At 59.1% G+C, this 22,257-nt stretch carries 14 protein-coding genes and 2 pseudogenes; 5 read left to right on the forward strand and 11 right to left on the reverse strand.

Annotation, left to right across the window (positions count from 1 at the left end; translation table 11 throughout):
• Positions 1–167: 167 nt before the first annotated feature.
• From FJ414_RS04790 to FJ414_RS04805, 4 genes are all read right to left on the reverse strand, one after another.
• On the reverse strand, positions 168–2,042 hold the full coding sequence (locus FJ414_RS04790; protein ID WP_140641845.1) for a hypothetical protein: 1,875 nt from the start codon (positions 2,040–2,042) through the stop codon (positions 168–170).
• Between the two features lie 94 nt (positions 2,043–2,136).
• On the reverse strand, positions 2,137–2,817 hold the full coding sequence (locus FJ414_RS04795) for a hypothetical protein (protein WP_140641847.1): 681 nt from the start codon (positions 2,815–2,817) through the stop codon (positions 2,137–2,139).
• 798 nt (positions 2,818–3,615) lie between these two features.
• Positions 3,616–4,911, reverse strand: a complete 1,296-nt coding sequence (locus FJ414_RS04800) for a HEPN domain-containing protein (RefSeq protein ID WP_140641849.1) — start codon at positions 4,909–4,911, stop codon at positions 3,616–3,618.
• Positions 4,912–5,009: 98 nt separating this feature from the next.
• Positions 5,010–5,303, reverse strand: coding sequence for a hypothetical protein (locus FJ414_RS04805; protein ID WP_140641851.1), 294 nt, complete (start codon positions 5,301–5,303; stop codon positions 5,010–5,012).
• A gap of 197 nt (positions 5,304–5,500) precedes the next feature.
• Between FJ414_RS04805 and FJ414_RS04810 the strand changes: the two are divergent.
• Positions 5,501–6,235: pseudogene (locus tag FJ414_RS04810) on the forward strand (transposase); the annotation flags it as partial.
• 1,207 nt (positions 6,236–7,442) lie between these two features.
• Here FJ414_RS04810 and FJ414_RS04815 read toward each other — a convergent pair.
• The 4 genes and pseudogenes from FJ414_RS04815 to FJ414_RS04835 all read right to left on the reverse strand — a co-directional run bounded on the left by FJ414_RS04815 (position 7,443) and on the right by FJ414_RS04835 (position 11,019).
• Complete coding sequence (locus FJ414_RS04815; RefSeq protein WP_181181522.1) at positions 7,443–7,754, reverse strand: thermonuclease family protein; 312 nt, start codon at positions 7,752–7,754, stop codon at positions 7,443–7,445.
• Between the two features lie 137 nt (positions 7,755–7,891).
• A complete protein-coding gene (locus FJ414_RS04820; RefSeq protein ID WP_140641855.1) occupies positions 7,892–8,803 on the reverse strand; it encodes an ankyrin repeat domain-containing protein in 912 nt (303 codons plus the stop codon).
• Between the two features lie 1,004 nt (positions 8,804–9,807).
• A pseudogene (locus FJ414_RS31715) lies at positions 9,808–9,906 on the reverse strand (ATP-dependent DNA ligase); the annotation flags it as partial.
• 297 nt (positions 9,907–10,203) lie between these two features.
• Positions 10,204–11,019: a DUF1194 domain-containing protein gene (locus FJ414_RS04835; RefSeq protein WP_181181524.1), complete on the reverse strand. Its 816-nt coding sequence runs from the start codon at positions 11,017–11,019 to the stop codon at positions 10,204–10,206.
• Positions 11,020–11,248: 229 nt separating this feature from the next.
• On the opposite strand from FJ414_RS04835, the gene FJ414_RS04840 reads away from it, so the two are divergent.
• Positions 11,249–16,054, forward strand: a complete 4,806-nt coding sequence (locus FJ414_RS04840) for a winged helix-turn-helix domain-containing protein (protein ID WP_181181525.1) — start codon at positions 11,249–11,251, stop codon at positions 16,052–16,054.
• Positions 16,055–16,454: 400 nt separating this feature from the next.
• On the opposite strand, the gene FJ414_RS04845 is transcribed toward FJ414_RS04840, so the two are convergent.
• Positions 16,455–17,870, reverse strand: a complete 1,416-nt coding sequence (locus FJ414_RS04845) for an FAD-binding oxidoreductase (RefSeq protein ID WP_140641864.1) — start codon at positions 17,868–17,870, stop codon at positions 16,455–16,457.
• 85 nt (positions 17,871–17,955) lie between these two features.
• On the opposite strand from FJ414_RS04845, the gene FJ414_RS04850 reads away from it, so the two are divergent.
• The gene (locus FJ414_RS04850; RefSeq protein ID WP_140641866.1) at positions 17,956–18,987 is read left to right on the forward strand and encodes a helix-turn-helix domain-containing protein; all 1,032 of its coding nucleotides are present in this window, start codon (positions 17,956–17,958) and stop codon (positions 18,985–18,987) included.
• A 303-nt stretch (positions 18,988–19,290) separates the two neighbouring features.
• Here the strand turns inward: FJ414_RS04850 and FJ414_RS04855 are convergent, their stop codons facing one another.
• The gene (locus FJ414_RS04855) at positions 19,291–19,470 is read right to left on the reverse strand and encodes a hypothetical protein (protein ID WP_140641868.1); all 180 of its coding nucleotides are present in this window, start codon (positions 19,468–19,470) and stop codon (positions 19,291–19,293) included.
• A 124-nt stretch (positions 19,471–19,594) separates the two neighbouring features.
• On the opposite strand from FJ414_RS04855, the gene FJ414_RS04860 reads away from it, so the two are divergent.
• Complete coding sequence (locus tag FJ414_RS04860; protein WP_348639989.1) at positions 19,595–21,070, forward strand: inorganic triphosphatase; 1,476 nt, start codon at positions 19,595–19,597, stop codon at positions 21,068–21,070.
• Between the two features lie 220 nt (positions 21,071–21,290).
• On the opposite strand, the gene FJ414_RS04865 is transcribed toward FJ414_RS04860, so the two are convergent.
• Positions 21,291–21,503: a helix-turn-helix transcriptional regulator gene (locus FJ414_RS04865; protein WP_140641870.1), complete on the reverse strand. Its 213-nt coding sequence runs from the start codon at positions 21,501–21,503 to the stop codon at positions 21,291–21,293.
• A gap of 246 nt (positions 21,504–21,749) precedes the next feature.
• Here FJ414_RS04865 and FJ414_RS04870 point away from each other — a divergent pair, with 246 nt between their 5' ends.
• A complete protein-coding gene (locus FJ414_RS04870) occupies positions 21,750–22,205 on the forward strand; it encodes a hypothetical protein (protein WP_140641874.1) in 456 nt (151 codons plus the stop codon).
• Positions 22,206–22,257: the final 52 nt, after the last annotated feature.

The raw sequence follows: 22,257 nt of genomic DNA on the forward strand, positions 1-22,257 counted from the left end.
AGCCGAGCCGATAGGGACAAGAATTTCATCATTGCCGTTGATGGCGAAGGCGCCGAGGGGCCTTTTATTGCCGGCTAAAGCGGCATTCCACCACCATTGAATGTGGGGCGCGCGCACACAGCCGTCTGAACAAAACCAGTTCCGCTGCGGCGGATGAGAAACCGTCCCTATCGACCACGACGCGACATTTCGGCCGCGACATCATCCCAGAAACGCAACGTTGGTAAAATGACGATGTGCAGGACCAGCCATATCGAATAGGTTACGTCCGGGCTCCAGAACTCGCCATCGGTCATTTTCCCGTGCGCAAGTTCATGGCGTATCGCAGGTCCGCCACGAAAGTTGAACAAACGGTCTATCTCCTCAATTAGGGCGGCAGGCATGAGTTGCAAAAGGGGCTCCCGGAACTCCCCTAGCAGACGGCTAAGCATGGCCTCTTCCTGTGTGCCATCCTGATTGATGCGATTGGTTTCTACACCCGACGAGCTGAGGATGTAGCGAAGTGAGTTTTCCAGTTGCGGCAGGATCAAATGCGCGGCTTCGAGTTCGTCGCCGCCGACGAACTTGGCAGCACCGATTGCAAAGGTATACTCGTGGCGAGGTGGGACGAAGGGACTTGCCCGCATGAGCGGCAACAGCGTGTCCACAGAAATGGAATGCTCCTCCCAAAGGACCCGCCTGATAGGATGAATTCTTCCCTCTACAACAAGGTTACGTCGAATTCGGTCATGCTGATTGATCATGAATCGGACCTGATTTTCGTCAGGCGGACCGTTGAGATCGAGACCGGGTGCAATGAAGCGAGTTCGGCCTTGGCTGTCGCTCAAAGTCGTTGAGAATATAGCGGCTAGGCTTCCAGAGCTTGCGTTCAGAACCTGATCGCGCAGCTTGTCAGGATCGGGTGAGCTCTCGCACATAAGCAATCTACGAATGACTTGCGCGAGCGGCTTGCCGCGAACGTCAGCTTCGGCCGCCTCCACGAGTTCTGTAATGTTGATTTGATGTGAGAAGCTGGACATTTCGTCCGTTATGCGAGGCTGGATCGCACTCAATCGGTCTTGCAAAGCCCGTCGTCGATCGACAGTCCCAGGGATGGGTCTTAATGCTTGAATCGCATCGTTGAGGAAATGCACTTGCACGGCGGCCGAATCTTGTCGCGCATCGGCATCCGCGACGTATGTCTCGGCTGCTTCGACCAAACATCGATTGCTGTTTTCGGCATCTTTGGCACTTAGGTAAGCGCGCCCCGCGAGTTCCCATAGAGAACGGCGGGCCGGGTGATCATCACCAAGCTTGACGCTTACCGCGAGAATTTCAGCGGCCTGTGCTGTCTGGACCAATTCCCAAACGTGATTGCTTAGATTGATAGGACCAATGTGGATGAAGCCCCATCCATCATCGGCATCTAGAGCACGTTGCGACACGTTGGCAATGATCTGTCGCAACGGGTCGAATTCACTTCGCTTCCATCCCATTAATCGTGCGATGATTGTTGCCCGCGTCAGATACTCGGCTGCCGGTACACTAGCGGGATTGCTTTCTTCGAAGTCGAATTTGGCTTCACCGTCCAGAACCAACTTGATGCACTGACCATACGATGAGACGGCCCGGAGGCCTGAGGCCGCGTCCTTCTTATTTAGCAACCAGCAGACATCAGCGACTCTTGCTCGAAAGGCGTGGTGACCAATGTTGGGCACCAACTCCGCCAGGATGACGATCTGATCGGATAGGAGGTCAGCCGGGATTGGCGACCTTCGTCCGCCCATGATTGCCAAAGGACGAAACGGCTCAATACGATCATCTGGCACAAAATGGTAAGTTGAAATTTGTCCAAGCACGTCCAACGCCGATAAGCTGTCAACATCCCCGGCTGTCTTGGCGGCGGCATTTCCTTCATGAATGCGAGCGTAGATGTCGCTACTGTCTACCACGGCGGTTGCCGCGATCGCACTTTGCACCGCGTCGCGCCGAAATGCATCTAGCGGAACTACGAAAGTAACGCCGGGGATTTCTTTTCTTTCCGCGTTTTCCCCATCAGCCATTGAACGTAAGCCTTTCGTCGCTGCGCCGCTTGGATGAGATGGCCGTCCAGCCGTCGAGAAAGTCCCTAGGTCGATTCACGTCTTCTAATTCCCGTCAAAGTCTTCCCGCGCGGCTGCTGGGATAGAGCACGTTGAATAGGCGCTCTTCCATCCATTCCGCCAGTAGCTCGACCTGTCGAATAGCCTCGAATAGGGCATTCCCGGTCACCACAAGTTGGAGACGCGGCCACACCTGCGCATTTTGTTCAATGAGCCGTTTTTCATATTCGCTTATGAAGACCGGAGTCGGTAACTTCTGTTGCAGGTTCTCGTGATGATTCAGGTGCAGAAATACGATATCGGCCGGATGCTCTGCCGCGTTGCGGGCCATTACTACTTGTTCGAGGACGGCGAAGTCAGCGGGACAGGTGCTCCAGTCAGTTTTGAGGATTGCGCCGAAGCAATCCCTGTAGCCGGTGACAAAGCCCTTCCCCTTGAACGAGCCAGAGAAATTTTTCTGGCATTTTGCCCCTAGCAGTTCCTCCCATGTCGAAAAGTAGAGCTTGAGGGACTCCGACAGCATCGAAATGCATGTAGCCCCCAAAATCTCCAGAGAAGTATCTGCAGCGCCCCATTCGGCGAGAAACGGCGGTTCTCCGTCCTCACTGTAGGGCGGTTCGTAGGGCGCTTCCTCCGCCTCGATTTTGCGTATGGTTTCACGGAACGGCGCACCGGCCGTCTCGTAGTAGTTGCGGATGAATTTCGTTCGCTCTTTCAGGAACCACAGAACATCCATGCTTAGTCACCTCAAGCTGTCGAAGCCTGCTAGCCTTTGCTACCGGCACTGTTCACTGGGACTGCATCCTCGGACGTCCGAAATGGCGACTCGTCAACTAGGCACCCGACGATGACAATCAGTAACAAGATGTGGCTCGGAAAACAAATGGCCGGAGGGTGTTGCTGATCTACTTGAATACGAGAACGGATCGTCAGGCGACACGTAGCGAATTCAAGCACAAGCATGTCAAGGAACTGGTCCGGCGTTGACGGGGCAGCCTCAGTGAATTTCTGCCTAGTGATGCTCACGAACTGGGTTGAAAATGGGAAGCCAGTTTTCAAGGATGTGGTGTTAGGCTCCTACGCCAGCACCATGGCGACACGGTTTTATGTTTGAGAGGTTGGGTGCAGATCGCGCGCACTGGTTGCCCCGGCATCACCGCCCGGATAAACTCTCGTTCCGAGATTTGACTGTCGGCCACTCGTTTGGCTTGCGCCAGAAGTCTCGCAAAGGACATCCAGTTCTTTGTGCCAACGTCCTTCAAGATTCCCGATCTGGCGAGGGTGTTTTCGTTCGCATAAAAAAAGAAGATATCGATTTTTTAGGTATTTTTAAAAAACAAGAACGCAGGAAGGCTTACAGTTGCCAAGCCAAGCAGCGCCGTTAGAAGATCAAACATATGAGCTGCTAGATCCATCATTTAGTTATTCTAGCCGACTAGGCGGATTGACGCAACGCCATGCCGCCTGCCTCGTTCGCCTACACGATGCCACGCTACAAAGAGGTTGAAAGCAGATGGTGCATCAGATCTTGCATTCACGCCGTTTTCTCAATCGGAAGGTCGTCATGAGCTCCCGCCCTGCCACCTAGCTGCATGCGTCTATCCTGATATTTGCCGCTGTAGCCAAGGAAGGCCAGAATTAGAACTTCTAGCAACCATTGTGTCGCAAACCACGCGTGTAGCAGTTCCTCTCCGGTGTAGCTAAGCTCTCCTGGATGAGTTAGTCCGTTTCGAAAATCCGCAAGAAGTGTGAATCCGTCGTATTTATCGTTGCTTTTGGCCTTCACTATCTTTGTCAGCGCTTCGGATTTCTCGGTAGGGTCACCCTTAACCTTCAAAAGGCGGGTGCAGGCGCGAAGTTTATCAGCAAGTGTGGCACTTTTGAATAGCGCCTTCGACCAGCCACCCTCCGTGGAGAGGACATAGTAGGCCATGGTCTCTAAGCCAGCAGCTGACATTATGAGCGCGATTTCGGTGGCATCGGTCTGGGTGTAGTTTCCAGCCTTGTAGTACTGCAACGCGCGACCGAGCGTGCGTTTTCCTTCGATCACCGCAAGGCGACGGACATAGTCTTCGAAAAGTGCGGGCAGGTTTTCCGTCAGCGATCGATAGTACCAGTTCGCGGGGGGCTCGAAACGATCGTGCTTTGTGAAGCCGAGCAACCGGTAGCTGTCGGCGACTTTCGGACTACCCCTCATTTGGCCAAAGCCAACTCGGATGCCCTTCACGAATCCCAGAAAATCAACCAGACGCCCAACCTGCTTGAACAACGTTGAACCGTCTATCTCCACGCCGTCTATCGTAGACGCGGTGAAATAGTGAGTTATTGCCTTTGAAATATGTAGGCGCTCGCGCCCCTGGTAGAGTGTATGCGTATGGTCGAAAACGTGCAGGGTTACCTTCAAATTCTCATTTACGAAGGTGAGACCGTCTAGCCTCGGGATGTTCAGCCTTGGTCCGTTCACTATTAACCCGAAGGCCTCGTTGGACGGGTTTCCGGAGAGCAAGGCAGGTTCCCTTGTCGGCTCTGCTTCAAATTTGGCCTCGCCACTAACCAAGTTCATTTGGTGATTGTTGACGAAAAATTCGATCGGATCGCTATTGTCCAAGCTGATGCGCAGATCCTTATCGTGGATGTGGAGGTCCGGCTTCTTTGATGTTTCCGCCCAATCCACGAGAACCCGCAAACGTTCATCAAGGCGAACGCGGGCCGTCGATATAGTGGAAAGCTCGCCGTCAAATTGGACAGCAGTGACCTCGCTGTCGAGATCGATTGGCCCTTTGGGGTGGCCCTCATAAATGGAATGCGGGCCTACGTGTGATTCTGACATACTCGTTGGCTTTCAATATACCGCTTGATTAGGGGCATTACGGCTGAGTTACGCGGTCAGCCTTCATTCTGTAAAGCCGCACCGGAAGGCCATTCGGATCAATCGGCGTATCGGAGAACGCGACAATTCACAAAGGCCTGTTTAGCCATGTCATTGTCTTTTAATTCCGTCTCCAGCTTTTCCCTTAGCCGCGCGCACATCATTCGAACTTTCTCGGGTTCATATGATTTTGCCTCGGCTAAATCGAACAGCTCGGCTCGAACGCTCTCTACCTTCGCTTCCTCCGCTGCCCGCGCTCGATAGCTGGAGAATTCGCCCCAAAAGTAATATCCGACCCCCGCGATCACCGCGATGCATGCTGCCGCGATAAGTCCCTGCATCTGACGATTCATAGCTAGGCGCCCCTGCCCAATTTGGACAAATCATGGCTTATCGGGAGCAAGATGCAAGCGTCCGCGACTCGGGTTGTCAGATATCGGATCGCCAGCGAAGGTCGAGCACGGCTGAACGCATAACCGTTGCTATGCAGGGTTATCGTTCAGGAGCTCGGGTGAGCAAGCCCAGCCGTCGAACCCTGCCCCTGGTGCAGCAGCACGTGCGCTCAGCGATGTCGGCGTAGCGCAACAAAACTGACAAGGCCGATGCGCTGGGCATCGCCCACATCATGCGCACCGACTGGTTCCGGCGGGCCAATATCACGTCGGAAAGGTGCTACCGAACGAAGCTTCTGCTGACACATCGGCGCAATCTGAAGGCCAAGTTCCTCGACTTGGGGAACGCCATACGCCATTCGTTAAAGGCGTTCGGCATCCGCCTTGGCAAGGTCGGCCGAGGAGCCTTCGATCACGCGGTGCGCACTGCGGTGGCGGAAGATCCCCTGTCGTGCAAGCTGCTGGGCGCCATGCTCTCGGCGCTTGCAGCGCTAATGGAGGCAGTACTGCCGGCCGCACGATCTGGTCGTGAAAATGGTGGCTCGCAGCGAACTGTGCCGACGACGCGGCGTCGAGCCAGTCACAGCACGTTCGTTCATGACGGCGATCGACGATCCGCCGAGCTTCCGTCGCTCGCGTGACGTCGCGGCCTACTTCGGACTGACCTCGCGGCGCTTGCGGTCGCGCACCTCGATCGACGTTCAGGGTCGCATATAAAGCCGGCAGTGCTGATGTGCGACGCTCGCTTTACGACGCGCGGCTTCGGGGCTGATGACGCGCTTCAAGGGCAGGGACAAGGTCAAGACCGGGGGCCAGGCGATGCCAAACGCTCCTGCCACCGCAAAGCCTACGTCGCCGTGGGGCGCAAGCTGGCGGTGATCATGCACGCCATGTGAAGCGACGGAACGTTCTATGTCGGCAATTCCGCAGCGAACCGAAGTGACGCGCGCCACCTGACACAAGGGATCCGCTCCGGCGGATGAGGACCGATGCAGACCAGGAACGACGGAACGCACGTTATCTTGCCTGCGGCCGCGCCGATCGCGAGACGGCCGGACCGCGCCGGATTGCCTGTGACGATGCTCCGTCAGTCCGATGGAAAAGTGCGCCACGACGGTTCCAGTGCTGCAAATAAGCAGCGCAACTATCCCGTCGCAGAGCGCGGAAGACTGCACGGCGCATCGGAACTCGACACCAGAATACGGAATCGTGGCATAGAGAATAGAGTAGTGTATTATCGCAGACTGGAAGAGGAACGACGATGGAAAACAAGCCTCACAAAGTACGACCGATTAAGACGGCAAGATAAAAGGGCGCACATTGTGCGGCGCTCGGTTGGCTGTTTTCGCTGGCGTTTTCGCCATTTCTCACACATTGCTCGCCTTCGCTGCAATGTGCAATTTTACGATATATTATTGATCTGGTGTGAGAATCTACAAGGTGCGGAGCACATTCGCTGGCCCATACCGGGGTTTGCCCCTTATCCTTCAAACGTCCGCATTGGGGCCGAAAGGTGAAGGTCCGCATTGGGTTCAATACGCTCGAAAGGCGCTGATGCGTCCATAGCTGCGGAACCCCGCAAGTAGGTAGCGATTCGCCATCCCTCAACTGGAGGTTCTGACTTCCGTTTTCTGATCTCTCGGTTTGCCTTCGCCCGCCTGTTAGAGCGGCCGCCGCGCTGTCTCGTCGCGGCACGCCGAGGATGATACGGACCGCTTTCTAACATTCGGCGACTATTTCGCAAATGCCATCGATTCTTTCGTGAACGAAGAGGATTGGCGTTCCAGGTTCGGAGGTCGCCCGGCCTCTGATCCTCGCCCTCACGATCGAAACCTTAGCAATGGATTATGTTCCCGGACGAAATTGCTCCCTCCCGCAGTCGGCCACGTGTCCCTAACGGTCAACGTTGCGGCAGAGACGACGCGACCGGCCCTATCCCTTACGGAAGCGGTGCAGATGCTGTGGCCGACTCTTTCGCTTGGCGTCTCTCGCCATCGACACGCTGCGCGTGGTGCGAGTGACATGCCGCTATTGCAAGTGCCAGCCATAATTATCAGCCATAATCAGAGAAAGGTATCGATCGGGGTGGACGCCCAGCTGCTATCGCCGCTTGCTGACGCTCCCTGCCCACAAGTTGCGTTTGGCAATGCGGGCTTCTTGCTCCTCGGCAAGGTATCGAGTGTCGGCCACCGCCAATCCGTGTTTCACCAGGTCCCGTCCGAGATCGATGCCTCCCACGAAGCAGACGCCGAGGTCGTCGTTATAACCGTCCTTGCCCTCGACGATGCAGGATACATCGCCTGAGGCGATAAGATGTTGGATGTGGTCACGCGCATACTTGCCGCAGGGCCAGATTTTGCCAGCGGCATCAAAACACGCCTGCGAAAGTTTGGGGGCATCAAAACCGAGCAATTGAATTCGTTTTGTCGTGCCACAGCGTGTCGCCGTCCTCAGCAGACCAATGCTCTCCTGCGGACACCCGGCCACAGGTGAGCACGAAGGCAAGGGTGAGGATCAACCTACACATGGCCGTGCTAAACGCACATCCCCTACGGCAGTGGCATCGGTGTGTCGGCGAGCGTTCTGAGATAGGCGATCACGTTCAGCCGATCGGCCTCTTCAGGCACCCCGCGAATATCCATGTTGACGCCGGGCTTCGTCAGCGTGGGACCGGCGAGGAAGATGTTCAAGTCCTCGTAGGTCCAGTTTCCCTCCCAGCCCAGCAGGGTCTTGGAGTAACGCTCGAACTTCGTCGATGCCTTGTCGCGACCGACGACGTTCCAAAGGTTCGGCCCGATGGTGGGAAGTTCCTTTGGCCGCACGACATGGCAAGGGGCACAGGTGCTTGCAAAGAAGGCCGCGCCCTTGGTGGGGTCGCCCTCCGCGAGCCGGGCGGAAATCGGCTCCGGTTTCAGGATGACGACGCCATGCTCCAAAAGGTAGGCGGCGATGTCCTCATGATCATCGTGCTTTGCGAGATGGTAGGCCGTGATGATGCCCGGCCGTTGATTGGGATCGCCCTGGACCCAGATGATGTTGACGTCAGCGCCCGCCTCGACCAGCACCTTAACGCAGTCAAGGCAGCCACTGGCGACCGCGAGGGTCAGCATCGGCTCTCCCCGCGTCTTGCCGTTGGCGTCGGCACCATGCGACAAAAGCAGCCGGATCATGTCGGCGGCGTTCTTCAGCACGGCAACGGTTATCGGCAGGCCGAGCACCGCTTCCTTGTTGACATCGGCACCACGCTTGATCAGCAGTTCCGCCGCCTCGACGTGGCCGCTGCGCACAGCCAGGAATAGCGGTGTTGCCCCCTTCTCCTGCTCCTCGATGTTAGCACCGGCATCGAGCGCCGCCGTGATTGCAGTAAGGTCGCCGCTCTTGGCCGCGTCGTGGAGCGCACCGCCATGCGCTGTTGTGACGGCACATAGCAAGATCAGGAAGCTTGCGAATAAGCCCCGCATTTCGGCATCCCTCCGCCGATCAAGGAGGAGAATATACCCGACAGGCGCGGGCTTCCAGCGTATATTAGCGTAGGCTAATGGTATATAATGGCCTTGACGACATAAGTTGCCGTTGAGGGCGGCCCCCAATCGATGCATGCAGTCAGGACAAGACAGGCAACGTGCTTTGCAGGTGTGATCGCCACGGCTGCGGCAATTGAGGGAAGTGCGGCGTTAGCCCACGGCCCGGATGAAAATTGGGGCTATCCACCGGCTTGCTGCCACGGCGACCCGCTCACTGGCGACTGCGGGAAAATTCCCAGTTCAACTGTGACGCCCCGGCCAGATGGCTATGTGATTATTCTGCGTCCAGGCGACCATCATAAAGTCACGCGTCGGAACCGCTACTTCGTGCCGTACGAAGTCGTAATCCCCTCGGGGGATGACAACTTCCACATCTGTCTGCATCCCACGGAAGAAGACGAAAACTGCTTCTTCGCGCCAGCGGATGCAATGTGAATGTTCTTCTAGCTTCGCCCGATTGAACCAGTGCCGGGCGGGGCGAAAAAGCACGTCCATCGAAACCTGTGATAAGCCTCGAAACTCATGTGTGGGGTCAGCGTCCGATAGAACGTCATCAGGCGCTCGCAAATATGATATTGATCATCCGGCGAGGTCTGGACACGCTCTCTGGGAATAAACCACTCCGGCTCTTGTGGCTCGTTTAGGTAGAAGGGGCGGGGCGGCCGGACGAAATAGCCGTCTCTTTTCATCCTGACATGGCTTGGATCGATAGGATGACAATCATTGCCTCCACAGCAGTCGTAGTGAAGAACGGGGTCCGTCTTACCCGTATACCAATCGTGGGCCTCGGCATTGCCGATCAGTGCGAGCCACGCCAATGCGAAATACCGCTTTGACTGCGTCATCGAAATCCCCTCGCAACCTGAATACCACATTAGACATCGCTAATCTTCATTCTTGAGGTCGCATCGGTCGCCGCATAGGTCCGGCGGCCGCCTTGTCTAATCAGCCTCCCGAAAATCCTTCAGTGACGCATGGCGAAGCTTCTCCTCGCCCCTAAGAAACTTAACCCGCCCTACAAGACCCGGCTTGAGCCACTCGGCCTTCTGGGCAGAACTTACTACGCAAAGCTCGTCGAGCAGATGAACGCACGTCTGGCACCCTATCTGCTCAAGCATGGCGGATCGGCAAAGGAGGCGCTGATCGCGGCCGACTGGAAAACGACGAGCGGCGAAAACGGCTGCACATAACCGAAACTTGCCTTCCGGTCTCGAAACGAAGTTCTCGACAAGCAACCCTTTAGCCCTTTTGAGCGCATTCATCGCTGCTGTTGGTACATTGGACTGTCGGCAGCAATGCGCGAAGCTATTCCCATGCTGGGACTTCATTGCCGTGCGTCATCGGCCTGGCAACTGACCGATCATGTTGCAATCGACCGTGGGGCCGGTACGCTCGGTGTACGCGGCGTGGATCACCTGGTCCTTGTTCATGGAGATTTCACGAACCAGCTTTCGACGGACCGCGGTGGCGAACATCGCGGCGTCGGTGACGCCGATTGCAAACGCGTCCGGTCCGCCGATGACGCAGCGCTCGAAATAGGATTGCAGGCTGGAGGGATCGTACCGCGCAAACCAGTCGGCCTCGCCAATGCGGGGTAGTGCGATAGGCAGCCCGTTGATCGTCACACCTTCCGCGAGAAGAAACTGCCGGATGGGGTCAATGAGTGCTCCGGCATTGTTGGGTCCGTCGCCAGAGACGTCAATAACACGGCGCGCGCTGCGCAAGCCGCTCATTGCGAACAGGCCATTCGCGGCCTGCAACGCGCCGGAAATCGACGTTCCGCGGCCTTCAGTCAACGACAGAGCTGCGAGCCTATCCGCCAAAGTCAGAGCGTCCTCGCGGCTTTCGACAATTGTCCACGGCACGATGACGGTTTGCTGATTTGGCCCGGCCCACTCCAGATAGAGCACTGCGATTCTTCCCAGTTCTCCGGCCCTGATTGCCATCGCGATGTCCGCGTGGCGGAAAGCATCAACATAGCCGTCGCGCTGCACTTTTTGCTCAATTCTGCTCATCGACGGCGAGACGTCCACGGCAAGGATCAATTGCAAATCGACTTCGGCCAGGCCGCCCGCAGGACGGCCCGTCGAGTGAGCCTGTGGCGCTGTCGCGAAGATCAGGGTGAGCAGGAAGGCGCCCGTGAGCCGCAGCACTGGTCTTGCACCCATGGTTGCAGCAATCCGTACTAAGCAGTCCATAGCGAACCCCTCTCACCGACAATGGAATGTGAAATTGTCGGTCCGGGGCATTCGCCAAGTCACGAACGGCTTACGATCATTCGCCGAAATCCGCGCTCCCCGCACGGTCTGAATGATGATCAGTCTTCGCAGCGCGAAACCGTGCTAGTATGGGACTGCGGCTTCGTGCTTGAGGGGAACCGGCTTGAACAGCTCGCCGCCCACGACGTTCGTGCTCAACGGCGTGACCGCCGACGTGAGCAGGGAGACCTTGCGCGACCAGTTCAACAGGACAATCGCAGTTCGCCACCAGACCTTCGCGGTACTTCGCCACCTTCTGGAGAACGCTGATCGCGTCATCACCAAGGACGAGCTGATGAAGGCGGTCTGGAATGGGCTAGCCGTCACCGATGACAGCCTGGTCCAATGCATTCACGAGATCCGTGCGGCGCTCAACGACAGTCGCCAGGCCGTCGTGCAGACAGTGCCGAGGCGCGGTTACAGGTTGGTCCTTCCCTCAAATGCCGGACCAAGATTGATTACAATTCTGGCGGCAGAATTGGCCGCCGAAGTCCGGCCCGCAGGCAAGGATGAGCGGAGCATTGCTGCACCTACCCCGGCGTACAGGCAGGTCCTTGATCGGCTGCTGATAAAACATGCCGGTCGTGTCTTCGCGAGCGTCGAAGAGACAGTCCTTGCGGAGTTTGCTGGCCCTGTCGAGGCGTTGCGGTGTGCGAACGAGATCCAGCATGAGGTCGACAGGCGGAACTGCGACATTCCCGAGACAAAGCGGCTGCGCTTCCGCATCGGCGTTGACCTCGGTTACGTCGCCGCCGAGGGCGACCACCGCAGGGGCGAGGCCGTCGAGGTCGCAGCTCATCTTCAAACCTTGTCACGCCCCGGCGGAATTTGCATCACGGAAGCGGTCCGCGCCCAGGCTCAGGACCGCCTCTCGCTGGAATTCATCGATCTCGGCGAGCACAAACTGAAGGATGTCGCCCGTGCCTTGCGCATCTACCGCGTATGTCTTGCGTCCGAGGAACCGGTCAGGTCGCCATTTCGCGGTCTCGATGCCTTCGAATTCGAAGATGCCGATCTATTCTTCGGCCGAGCGCGGGCGATTGCCGCCTGCACTGCCAGACTGGAGCAGCAGGCAGCAAACGGCACGGCATTCCTGCTCATCTACGGAATGAGCGGTTGTGGCAAGTCTTCCCTCCTGCGCGCTGGCCTGCTGCCGTCATTGACGCGACCTGGAGCCGTGGCAGGCATATCCTTGTTTCGCCGGTGCCTGATCCGCCTCTCCGAAGGACCGGATGCATTCGCTGTGTTGGCTGCGGCGCTGCTTCACGACGCCGCTGTGCCGGAGCTGTCCTCAGAAGCAACAGCCGCGGATTTCGCTCGACTCTGCAGGGACACGCCGGATCGTGCCTTGGCGATGGTCCGACAGGCACTTCGCAAGGCCGCTGGGCCGGCCCGCTCGCAGATCAGACTGCTTGTTGTCATAGATCAACTGGAGGAGCTGTTCACGACGGAGAAGCAGCCGGCGACGCGCGAGGCCCTTGTGCGGTTCATGGCGGTGCTGGCCGCGAGCGGACTGGTCTGGATGATAGCGGCGATCCGTTCGGATTTCTTTCACCGCTGCGGTGAGGTCCAAGGTTTCTCGGCGCTCAAGGACGGCCTCGCCAGCTACGAACTTCTGCCACCAACCGGCCCAGAGATCGCGCAGATGATCCGCGAACCTGCGGTCGTGGCCGGGCTCCGCTTCGAGGAGAGTGCCGAGTTGGGGCGGCTCGATGACGTGCTGCAGGCGGCAGCAACTGCGGACCCCGGATCATTGCCGCTTCTCGAGTTTGTCCTCGACGCGTTGTACCAAGCCAGTGGCGACCGACGCGTTCTCACCTTTGCGCACTATCGTGCGCTCGGCGGGCTCGAAGGCGCAATCGCGCGCCGCGCCGACGAAGTCCTGGACTTGCTGGCGCCCGGGATCCAGGAGGCCTTGCCCGCGGTGCTGCGCGCCCTCACCACGGCGAACCTGGGCGATGAAACAGTCACGGCACGTGCAGCGCTGTATACCGAAGTCGCGGGCACTCCCGCGCGATCGGCCCTCGTCAGGGCATTAATCGAGGCCCGGCTCCTCGTCAGCGACGAGGACGCCGCAGGGCATGTCTTCGTTCGTCTTGCACATGAGGCCCTGTTGAGCCGTTGGCCGCGCGCCAGTGACATTGTGAATGCAAACCGCAACTTCCTCGCGACGCGCGAACGCCTGAGGGCTGACGCCCACCGATGGCACCTGGAAAGCAGGAATCGAGAGCTTCTCCTTCCGTCCGGCAAACGTCTGGCGGAGGGCGAAGAGTTGATGCTTTCAAGGCGGGAGGAGGTCGACGAAGCCGTCCTTGAATACATCGAGGAGTCCTTGCGTACCCATCGGCAGAAGGAGGAGAAGGACCGTCACGCAGAGCTAGCACTGGTCGCGGCCGCCGAAGAGGCAAAACGCGAGCGCCTGGAGCGGGAGGCCGAGCGCCGGAGCCTCGCGGCTGCCGCAGCAAACCGGCTTGCCCGACGGACACGGAACGCCGCTGTCGTGGCAATAATGCTCGCTCTTATGGCAGGTGCAGGCGCATTGGTCGCCCTCAAAGCGCGGGAGGAAGCAAGGGGCCAACGCGATCAGGCCCTGCGCAATCAGTTCCTTTCGCTCTCGTTCCTTTCGGAGCGGTCCGCCGCGGCAGGCAACACCGAGGCTGCGATCCGGTTGGCACTTGAGGCGCTGCCGTCGAAAGAGCAACCCGAGCGGCCATATCTCTTCGAGGCGGAAGCAGCCCTCTACAAGGCTCTGCTGGCGCACCGGCAGATCAAAATCCTCCGCCCTGGCGCCAGTGTGGCGCATGCGGCATTCAACCCTACAGGTGATCGTGTTGTCACCGCATCCTACGACAAAACCGCAGCCGTCTGGGACATCGCCACCGGTACCGAAACTGCAATTCTAAAAGGTCATGATGGGGCCGTGGAGAGGGCCGAATTCAGCCCCGATGGGACCCGTATCCTGACGGCCGCGAGGGACGGCACTGCACGTCTTTGGGACGCCGTCTCGGGAGAGCAGCTCTACATCCTGCGGCCGCTAGGCAATTACCCGACGGCAATCTTCAGCCCGGATGGCACCCGGGTGCTGACGGCGGGGGAGAGCAGCGATGCAACGCTCTGGGATGCCCGAACCGGAAAGAAAGTCTTGGGTGTAAGCAGCGACGCATATACGCGTGCTGCTTTCAGTTCAGACGGCCGCAGCTTCGCGACGGCGGGCAAGCATTTTGTTTCGATCTGGAATACCGCAGACGGCGCGCTGACGCAGTCGATCCGAGTGACCTCCTGGCCCTACACCCTGGCGTTCAGCCCGGACGGAAGCCGGATGGTGGCCGGCCCGTGGGGTTGGCATTCACACCGCGACACTTCCAGCCTTTTCGATTTGTCGAAAGGAACGGAGATCGCAAAGTTGGCCGGCAGCAAGAGCGACACACAATTGAACGGCGTGATTTTCAGCCACGGGGGTCAGCGGATCGCCACGGTATCCCTCGATGGCACTGCCCGGATTTGGGATGGAACGTTGGGAACGCTGGATGAAGTGCTCGGCCAAGAGGTTTCGGGGCTGAAGCCTGAGATCGATACAGATGAACGCGATGTGGAGATGAACGGTGCTTTCACCAAGGACGACCGCTTCCTTGCGACGACCTCGATCAATGGGCCGATCCGCATCTGGGACGCTGAGCGCGCCTCATTGGTGACGACGATCGCCGGTCACGAATCCTTGGTCGAGCATTTGGAATTCAGCCCGGTCGACAGCAACATTCTACTCACTGCTTCACACGATGGCACCGCTCGGCTTTGGGATGTCGACGGCGCCCTGACGACCTCGCTCTCACATGAATATCGGCCGACTTTCGCGGTTTTCAGTCCCGACAACGTCCACCTGCTGACCGGCGGCGGTGACAGCGCGGCGCACGTGTGGGATGTAGTGAGCGGGCGCGAGATAATCCGCCTCAACACGCATGAGATCATTCAAAGCGCCTCGTTCAGCCCAGATGGGAGGCGCGTCGCCACGGCATCTCTTGAGGGCGTGGTCCGAATTTTTGACGTGGCCACGGGACACGAGACCGCCCAGTTCCTATCAGATGCCGGACTGATCAAGATCCAGTTTGGTCGCGATGGCAAATCGCTTGTTTGCGCATGGATCAACGGCACCGCGCAACTGTGGGACGCCACGACCGGCACCGAGCTGGCCGCCATCAATACTAGCAGCAATCTGCCGCAAGCCATTCTTAGCCCTGACGGACGTCTGATCCTCTCGACCAGGGAAGACAATGTGGGACACCTTATGACGACGAGCGGAGTCGAACTACGTGCTCTTGTCGGGCATCAGGATCGCATCACGGCAGGGGCCTTCAACCCTCACGGTCAACTCGTCGCCACGGGCTCACTCGACCACACGGTCCGAATTTGGTCGACCACCGAGGGGACAAGCGTCAGAACGCTGGAGGGACATACCGGCGCGGTGACGGTGGTCGCCTTCAGTCCCGACAGTCAGTCGTTGCTAACCGCTTCGCGCGATGGGACCGCCCGGATCTGGAGCGTCTCAGGCGATCTGCAAAAGGTTCTCAGGGGCCACAGCGGCGCGCTGGACAGCGCCGAATTCAGCCCCAATGGCTTGTATGTCGTGACCGCGTCGACCGAAGATCGAACGGTCCGATTATGGGCGGCGCAATCGGGGCGCCAGATTGCTGTCCTTGGCAGCCAGGACGAAGCAACCTTTCGACCGGGCTTTACACGCGCAGCTTTCAGCTCCGACGGCACCCATGTCGCGATTGTTTCCGGCGAACAAAGGGTCAGCATCGTTCGCGTCTTCCAGACGCCCAAGGAGCTTATTGAATACGCCCGGCGTACCGTCCCTCGCGAACTGACCCCTTGCGAGCGGCGAAGCCTCTTCCTTCCTGAAGTCCCTGCAAACGGCACCTGTCCCGGCTGAGGTCGACAGCGGTCAGACTTTGCCCCTTAGGCCGCCTGCTGGAACCGCCACCCGTCCGGCCCCAAACGTGATGACCGAGTGAATCAATCTGGGTCCGGACGGCGTGACGCATAACCGTTGGGTTTGGCTTGCCCGTCGGATTGGCTCGGGTCCGACCACGATCAGAGCGTTCGCTTGTGATGTCTGCTTTTGGAAGCGGCGGAGGGGACCTTGACGGCTGCAATGAGCGCGTTGCTGCCACGTCGTCTTTGGGGCCGAGAGCCGTCGGTCCGCTATCAGAGCGCGTTTAGCGGACAGCTGCCGTTTGGCCTCCGGCTAGATGAGCTGATCGAAGCCCCAAAAGGCGCAGGAGAGTTTGTTTTGAAGGATCGTCGGTCGAGGAAATTCGGCCTCCAGGTCACTATGCGGCTCCAGGATCGATGTTCTGGTTCATCCGGAAGATGTTCTCGGGATCATAGCGCCGCTTTACCTGTTGAAGACGTCCGTAAGCCTGAGGGCCAAACGCATCGCGGACGAGGTCGGCACCTTCGCCATGGCCTGGGAAATTGAGATAGAGCCGGCCGGTCGAGTGTCGCTGCATGTGCTGCCAGAAGGTGCGCACCCAGCCGATATTCGCGTCGTCGTCCGAAGCCCTCGACCAGATCGCGTCGAGGCTCAGCATGTAGGGCATGGACCGGTCGCCGAAGGCTGTCGCGTCTTCCGGCACGCGCTGCACGTGGCCGCCGAATTTCCAGATCGAGGCGAAGGTCATCTCGGACGGACGTTTCGCCATCTGCCGCACGATATCCGCAATGACGCCGTCGTCGAGGCGGGAGAGATAGGTTGATTTCCAGTAGCAGCGGTCGCGCCCCTTCGGAAACAGCGCGTCGTACAGTGACTGAATGGTGCGATAGGGCATGCGGCCGCTGAAATCGACCAGCGGTTCGCCAAAACCGCGGAGCGGCGCTACGATCCGTTCGCCTTCATCCGCCGGGCCGTCATACACATGCGCAAGTGACACTACGCGCCGGCCGCGCGCGGGCTCGGGGAGGGAAGGATCGTCAGGCAGCGTCGAGAATTCAGCGAGTCCGCTCAGCCGCTCCGGTGCCGTTTCCATGAAGTCGCGCCAGCGCGCAATGACCTCGTCCGCGCGTTCCTCGGGATAGGCGGGGCCACAGAACATCAGCTCAGATTCGATCGGGTGCAGCTTGAACTCGAAGCTCACCACGACACCGAAATTGCCGCCGCCGCCGCGGAGCGCCCAGAGAAGATCGCGGTTTTCCGTCTCGTCGGCGCGGATCAGGTTGCCCTCGGCGGTGACGACATCGGCCGCGACGAGATTGTCGACGCAGAGGCCATGAGTGCCGCGGAGCCACCCGATGCCGCCGGACAATGTCAGGCCCGCAACGCCGGTCTCGGAGATGAGGCCCCCCGGCGTGGCACGGCCGAAAGGCGTCGTCGCGGCGTCGACATCCGCCCAGGTCGCACCGCCACCGACGATGGCGCGGTCGAGGCCGGGCACGACGCGCACCGCGTTCATCGGCGACATGTCGATCATCAATCCGCCGTCGCAGACCGCATAACCCGCGACATTGTGGCCGCCAGAACGGATGGCGATGGCGAGTCTGTGCTCGCGCGCGAAATTTACCGAGACCATGACATCGGCGGCGTTCCGGCAGCGGGCGATGAGGGCTGGGCTTCGGTTGATCATGCCGTTCCAAACGACCCGGGTTGCATCGTAGGCCTCGCTCGTCGGAACCAGCACCTCGCCGCGCATTCTGGAGCGAAGGTTTTCGATGCTGGCTGGCGAAAGCGAAGGCGTGGTCGTCGCGTTCATCGTCCCATCCTCCGTTTCCAGAATGCTAGCGCGGAACGAATGCGCCGGCTAAAGTCGAAAACGCAACGAAACGGTCATTTCTGCCATGCCTGAACAGGTGGCTCCGTTCAATGTGGCGATCCTCGCCGTGCCCGAGGTCACGGCTTCGGCGCTCTACGGGATGGTCGACCTGTTCTCCTCGCCGGGGCGGGACTTTCGCTTCATCACGCAGGGCATGGCTGGTGACCAGCGGATGCGGCCCTACGTCGTGGCGCGCGGAGCAGACCGGTTTCGCGCTGCGAACGGCGTCTGGGTACATCCTGATCACACGATTGCCGACTGTCCGCGTCCTGATATCGTCTGCATCCCCGATTTCTTCGTCAATCCGGGCGAAAACGTCGCCGGGCAGTATGACCCTGAAGCGCGCTGGCTGAAGCGCGTGCATAAGGAAGGCGCGCTGCTGGCGAGCGCCTGTTCAGGCGCGGTGCTGCTGGGCGAAGCCGGGCTTCTCGCGAACCGCGAGGCGACAATCCACTGGGGCTATGTCGACACGCTGACGAACAACTATCCCGGCGTAAAGGTGAAAGTGGAGCAGTCGCTGGTGCTGAGCGGCGAGGCGCAGCGCATCGTCATGGCTGGCGGCGGATCGAGTTGGCAGGATCTGGCTCTGTATCTGATCGCGCGCTTCGTCGGTCTGCGTGAGGCGATCGAGGTGGCGAGGGTCTACATGCTGCAATGGCACGACCTCGGCCAGCAGCCCTTCGCCACGCTGGCGCGCTCGCGGCAGACCAGCGACGCAGTGATCAAGCAAAGTCAGCAATGGGCGGAATCGAATTTCCGCAAGCCGGCACCGGTCGCCGTCATGGCGCGCCTGTCAGGTTTGCCCGAACGCTCCTTCGCGCGTCGCTTCGCCAAGGCAACGGGCATGAAGGCGTTGGACTATGTTCACGCGCTGCGGCTCGAAGAAGCCAAGTGGCTGCTGGAAACGAGCGACGAGGCCATCGAGGCGATCGCCAATGAGGTCGGCTACGAGGACACGAGTTTCTTCGGGCGCCTGTTCCGCCGCAAGGTCGGTATTACACCGATGCAATACCGCTTGCGCTTCGGGTCGTTGCGCCGGGCGGTCCAAAACGGATGACCGCGGATAATCCGGCAAGGAGGACGTTGATTTCATCAAGGGCAAATGTCCGCTTCCGGGTAGTCGGCAAACCCCTCTGAACGACCGGCTTGAGGCGCACTGCTGACCGGCGTCTGATGGGAGGATGTATGGGCCGACAGCGGACCGGCTTCTTTCGGAGGAATAATCGTAACAGCGGCTGCTCAACTCCACCCGAGGATGGTCTCATATCCCGAAGCAGACCCTGGCTGGGAATTGCATGAAGCATCGCCCGGGTCGCAACGGGACATTCGGTGTCGGGCTGAAAGAAGTCGCGCCGGAGTCTCACTCCTCCTTCAAATCTTCGGCTTCGTCTTTAAGCTTGGTCCAGTCAGCACCATGCTTGCGCAATAAAGCGCGCGCTTGCTTCGGCGAGACGTCGGCAATTTCCGTCAGGTGCTCCACCTCCAACTCTTGCCCTTTCACCACGCGGCTCTCTTTGTTCTTCTTTTCTTTGGTAGCCATCTCCGTGTGTCTTTCTCTTGCATCATCTGATGAACGAAGACTGAGAAGTGTGGTTCCGGTTGGCGCATTGTCGTTCGCCGGCTTGAATCCGGACGCAGTTGGTCCAGTTGTTTGTGACAGGTTTATGACGCACCATGCGAAGCGAGGCTGCGCCGAGGACATTATGCAGGAAACGGAACTGAAGCTCGAGCTTTCGCGGTCGGGTGCGGGATCGCTCCTCAAGAAAAATCCGTTCGGAGCCTCGCCTACCATTCTCCAACAAAGATCGATCTATTTCGACACTCCGGGATGGGACCTCTCCAAGCGCGGCCTGTCGCTTCGCATTCGGCAATCGGGAAATGAACGGATACAAACCGTCAAAGCCAGCGATGACGCCGCGGCCGGATCGTTCGCACGCGAGGAATGGGAGCAACCGGTCGCCGGCGATATACCGATGCTTGACGATCCGGAGATCCGAGACCTGCTCGCCGGGGCTGGCCCCAAACTCGCGCCCCTGTTCGAGGTTCATGTCAAACGGCATCGTTGGAATGTGACGGACAGCGGCGCCACGGTCGAAGTCGCTTTGGATCTTGGCAAGGTCGTTGCAGCCGATCGCGAGGCGCCGGTCTGCGAGATCGAGTTGGAAAAGAAGGCGGGCTCGCCGACAGCGCTGTTTGCGCTCGCCCGGAAAGTCGACCTGATCACGCCGGCGCATGTCGGAGTGCTGAGCAAAGCTGAACGAGGCTATCGTCTGCTTGGCTCGGCACCCGGTGCTGTGAAATCGGCCGCGACCCCGCTCACCTCCGAGATGAGCGCGGAAACGGCGTTCGCGCGCATCGCAGCGGCCTGTCTCAAACAGTTTCGTCTCAACGAAACGGCGCTGGGCTGGTCTCAAGATTCGGACGCCCTGCATCAGGCTCGTGTGTCGCTGCGACGGCTGCGCTCCCTATTTTCGATCTGCAAGTCGCTGTTCGACGACAGCCGTTTCGACCACCTGCGAGAAGAATTTAAATGGCTTACCTCGGAATTTGGCGACGCGCGCAATATTGACGTGATGATCGACCGCGCTTCGAGCGAGGCTCTTTCAAGCCGTCTTCAAGATGCGCGCGACGTCGCCTATACGGCGGTCGAAGCATCGCTCTCCTCGGTGCGCGCGCGCTCGTTGATGATCGATGCCATCGAGTGGATATCCCTCAGAGACTGGCGAACCCAATCGGACGAGCAATCGTTAAGGGATTTCGCCTCGGATGTATTTGACAAATTTTGGAAAAAGGTAGCGAAGGGCGGCAGCAATCTCATCGATGCCGATGACGAGACTCGCCATAAAGTGCGGATCGCCGCAAAGAAACTGCGCTACGCGGCGGAGTTCTTCGAGCCGCTTTACAACAGCAAGGCGGAAGCCAAACGCCATCGACGGTTCATCGAGGCGATGAAAGGCCTGCAGGATCAGCTCGGTAACCTCAACGATATCGCCACCGCCCCCGATATGCTGGCAGCGCTGGAGCTTTCGGACGTGGCTGGTGCGAAGGATCTCTTCAGCGCCGACGACAAGTCCAAGCTTCTCAAGGAGGCCGCGGAAGCATACGACGCCTTTGTCAATACCAAGCGCTTCTGGCGTTGAGGCGGCATGCAGAGGGAGTGACTCCAGCACCGATATGCCCACCGCCGGGTTCTCAAATGCAATGGCTGCTTCTTGCGCAAACTAGGCGTAATCCCGGCAACGTCCCTTTTCGGCGAATGGAGAGTCCGCAGTAACGACTGACATGAGGCGCAAAGCCGCCGCCCGCTCGCTACAGCGCTGTTGAGGGCGCGCTCGCGAGCGACTCAACGGTCGCGGGAGGCTATCTGTTCAGCCGCACCAGCGTGTGCGGCTCGACACCCAGCGCGTCTGCGATGCGCCCGAGCACTGTGACACTTGCCGAAACGTCTGCTCGCTCGATTGAGCCGATGTATCTAGCGCTAAGCCCTGCGCGCTCTGCCAACTCTTCCTGCGTCAGCCCACTGCTGGTTCTGATCTGACGCAAGTTGATCGCAAAAACTTCCTTGAGGTCCATTCCCAGAGATAGCTCAGGAATGGAACGATCATTCCAGGAACGATAGTTCCTATTCGGCATTCACTATGGTATGGAGGAGATGCCTTCCTGCAAACGAAAAGGCTCACCCGCATGGAGAGATTCGATAGACAACCCGCATTGGAAAGCCGGTTCGATGACCGAGCACTGTACCTTTGGTCCCACCAGCAGCGAGCCCATCACGTCGCTCTCCTACTGTGCCGAATACAGCAACGGCTGGAGAGCCGAATGTTGGTCAATACCGGAATTCCGGTATTGACGGATTTGGCGGCACCGGGCTCCGGAAATGGCGTCCATGCGGCGCAGATCGCGGCCTGGCAGACGGTCGATGGTAGCCCAGAGTTTGCAGTTGCACGTGAAGCGGAAGTGCTCGCCGTGACGGAGGAGTTGAAGCATCTCGACGCAATCCCCGATGTCACGGCGACTTCGCTTGCTGGCGTGGTCGCCAAGCTGGAGATGATCGTTGGAGCAGACAGGGAAATCGACGATCCGTCTGACTTCCCCTGGCCGCACATCGCGTCGGTGCTTCGGGACATGAAGGCGATCGTTGGAGACATAGGTATGGATCGGCCGGAGAGGGCGACGGTCCGCGCCGACATCGCCAGACATTGGGAGGCGGCAGCCAAGCTGGTCGCAGCCCTGGAGGAGGAAGATGCCTGGGAGCGATGCGGCCAAACCGGTTGAACGAAAGCTGATCCGTCAGCGTGCGAATGGTGGTTCTGGCGAATACATAGGT

It is taken from the genome of Mesorhizobium sp. B3-1-6 (assembly GCF_006439555.1).
Taxonomy (GTDB): Bacteria; Pseudomonadota; Alphaproteobacteria; order Rhizobiales; family Rhizobiaceae; genus Mesorhizobium.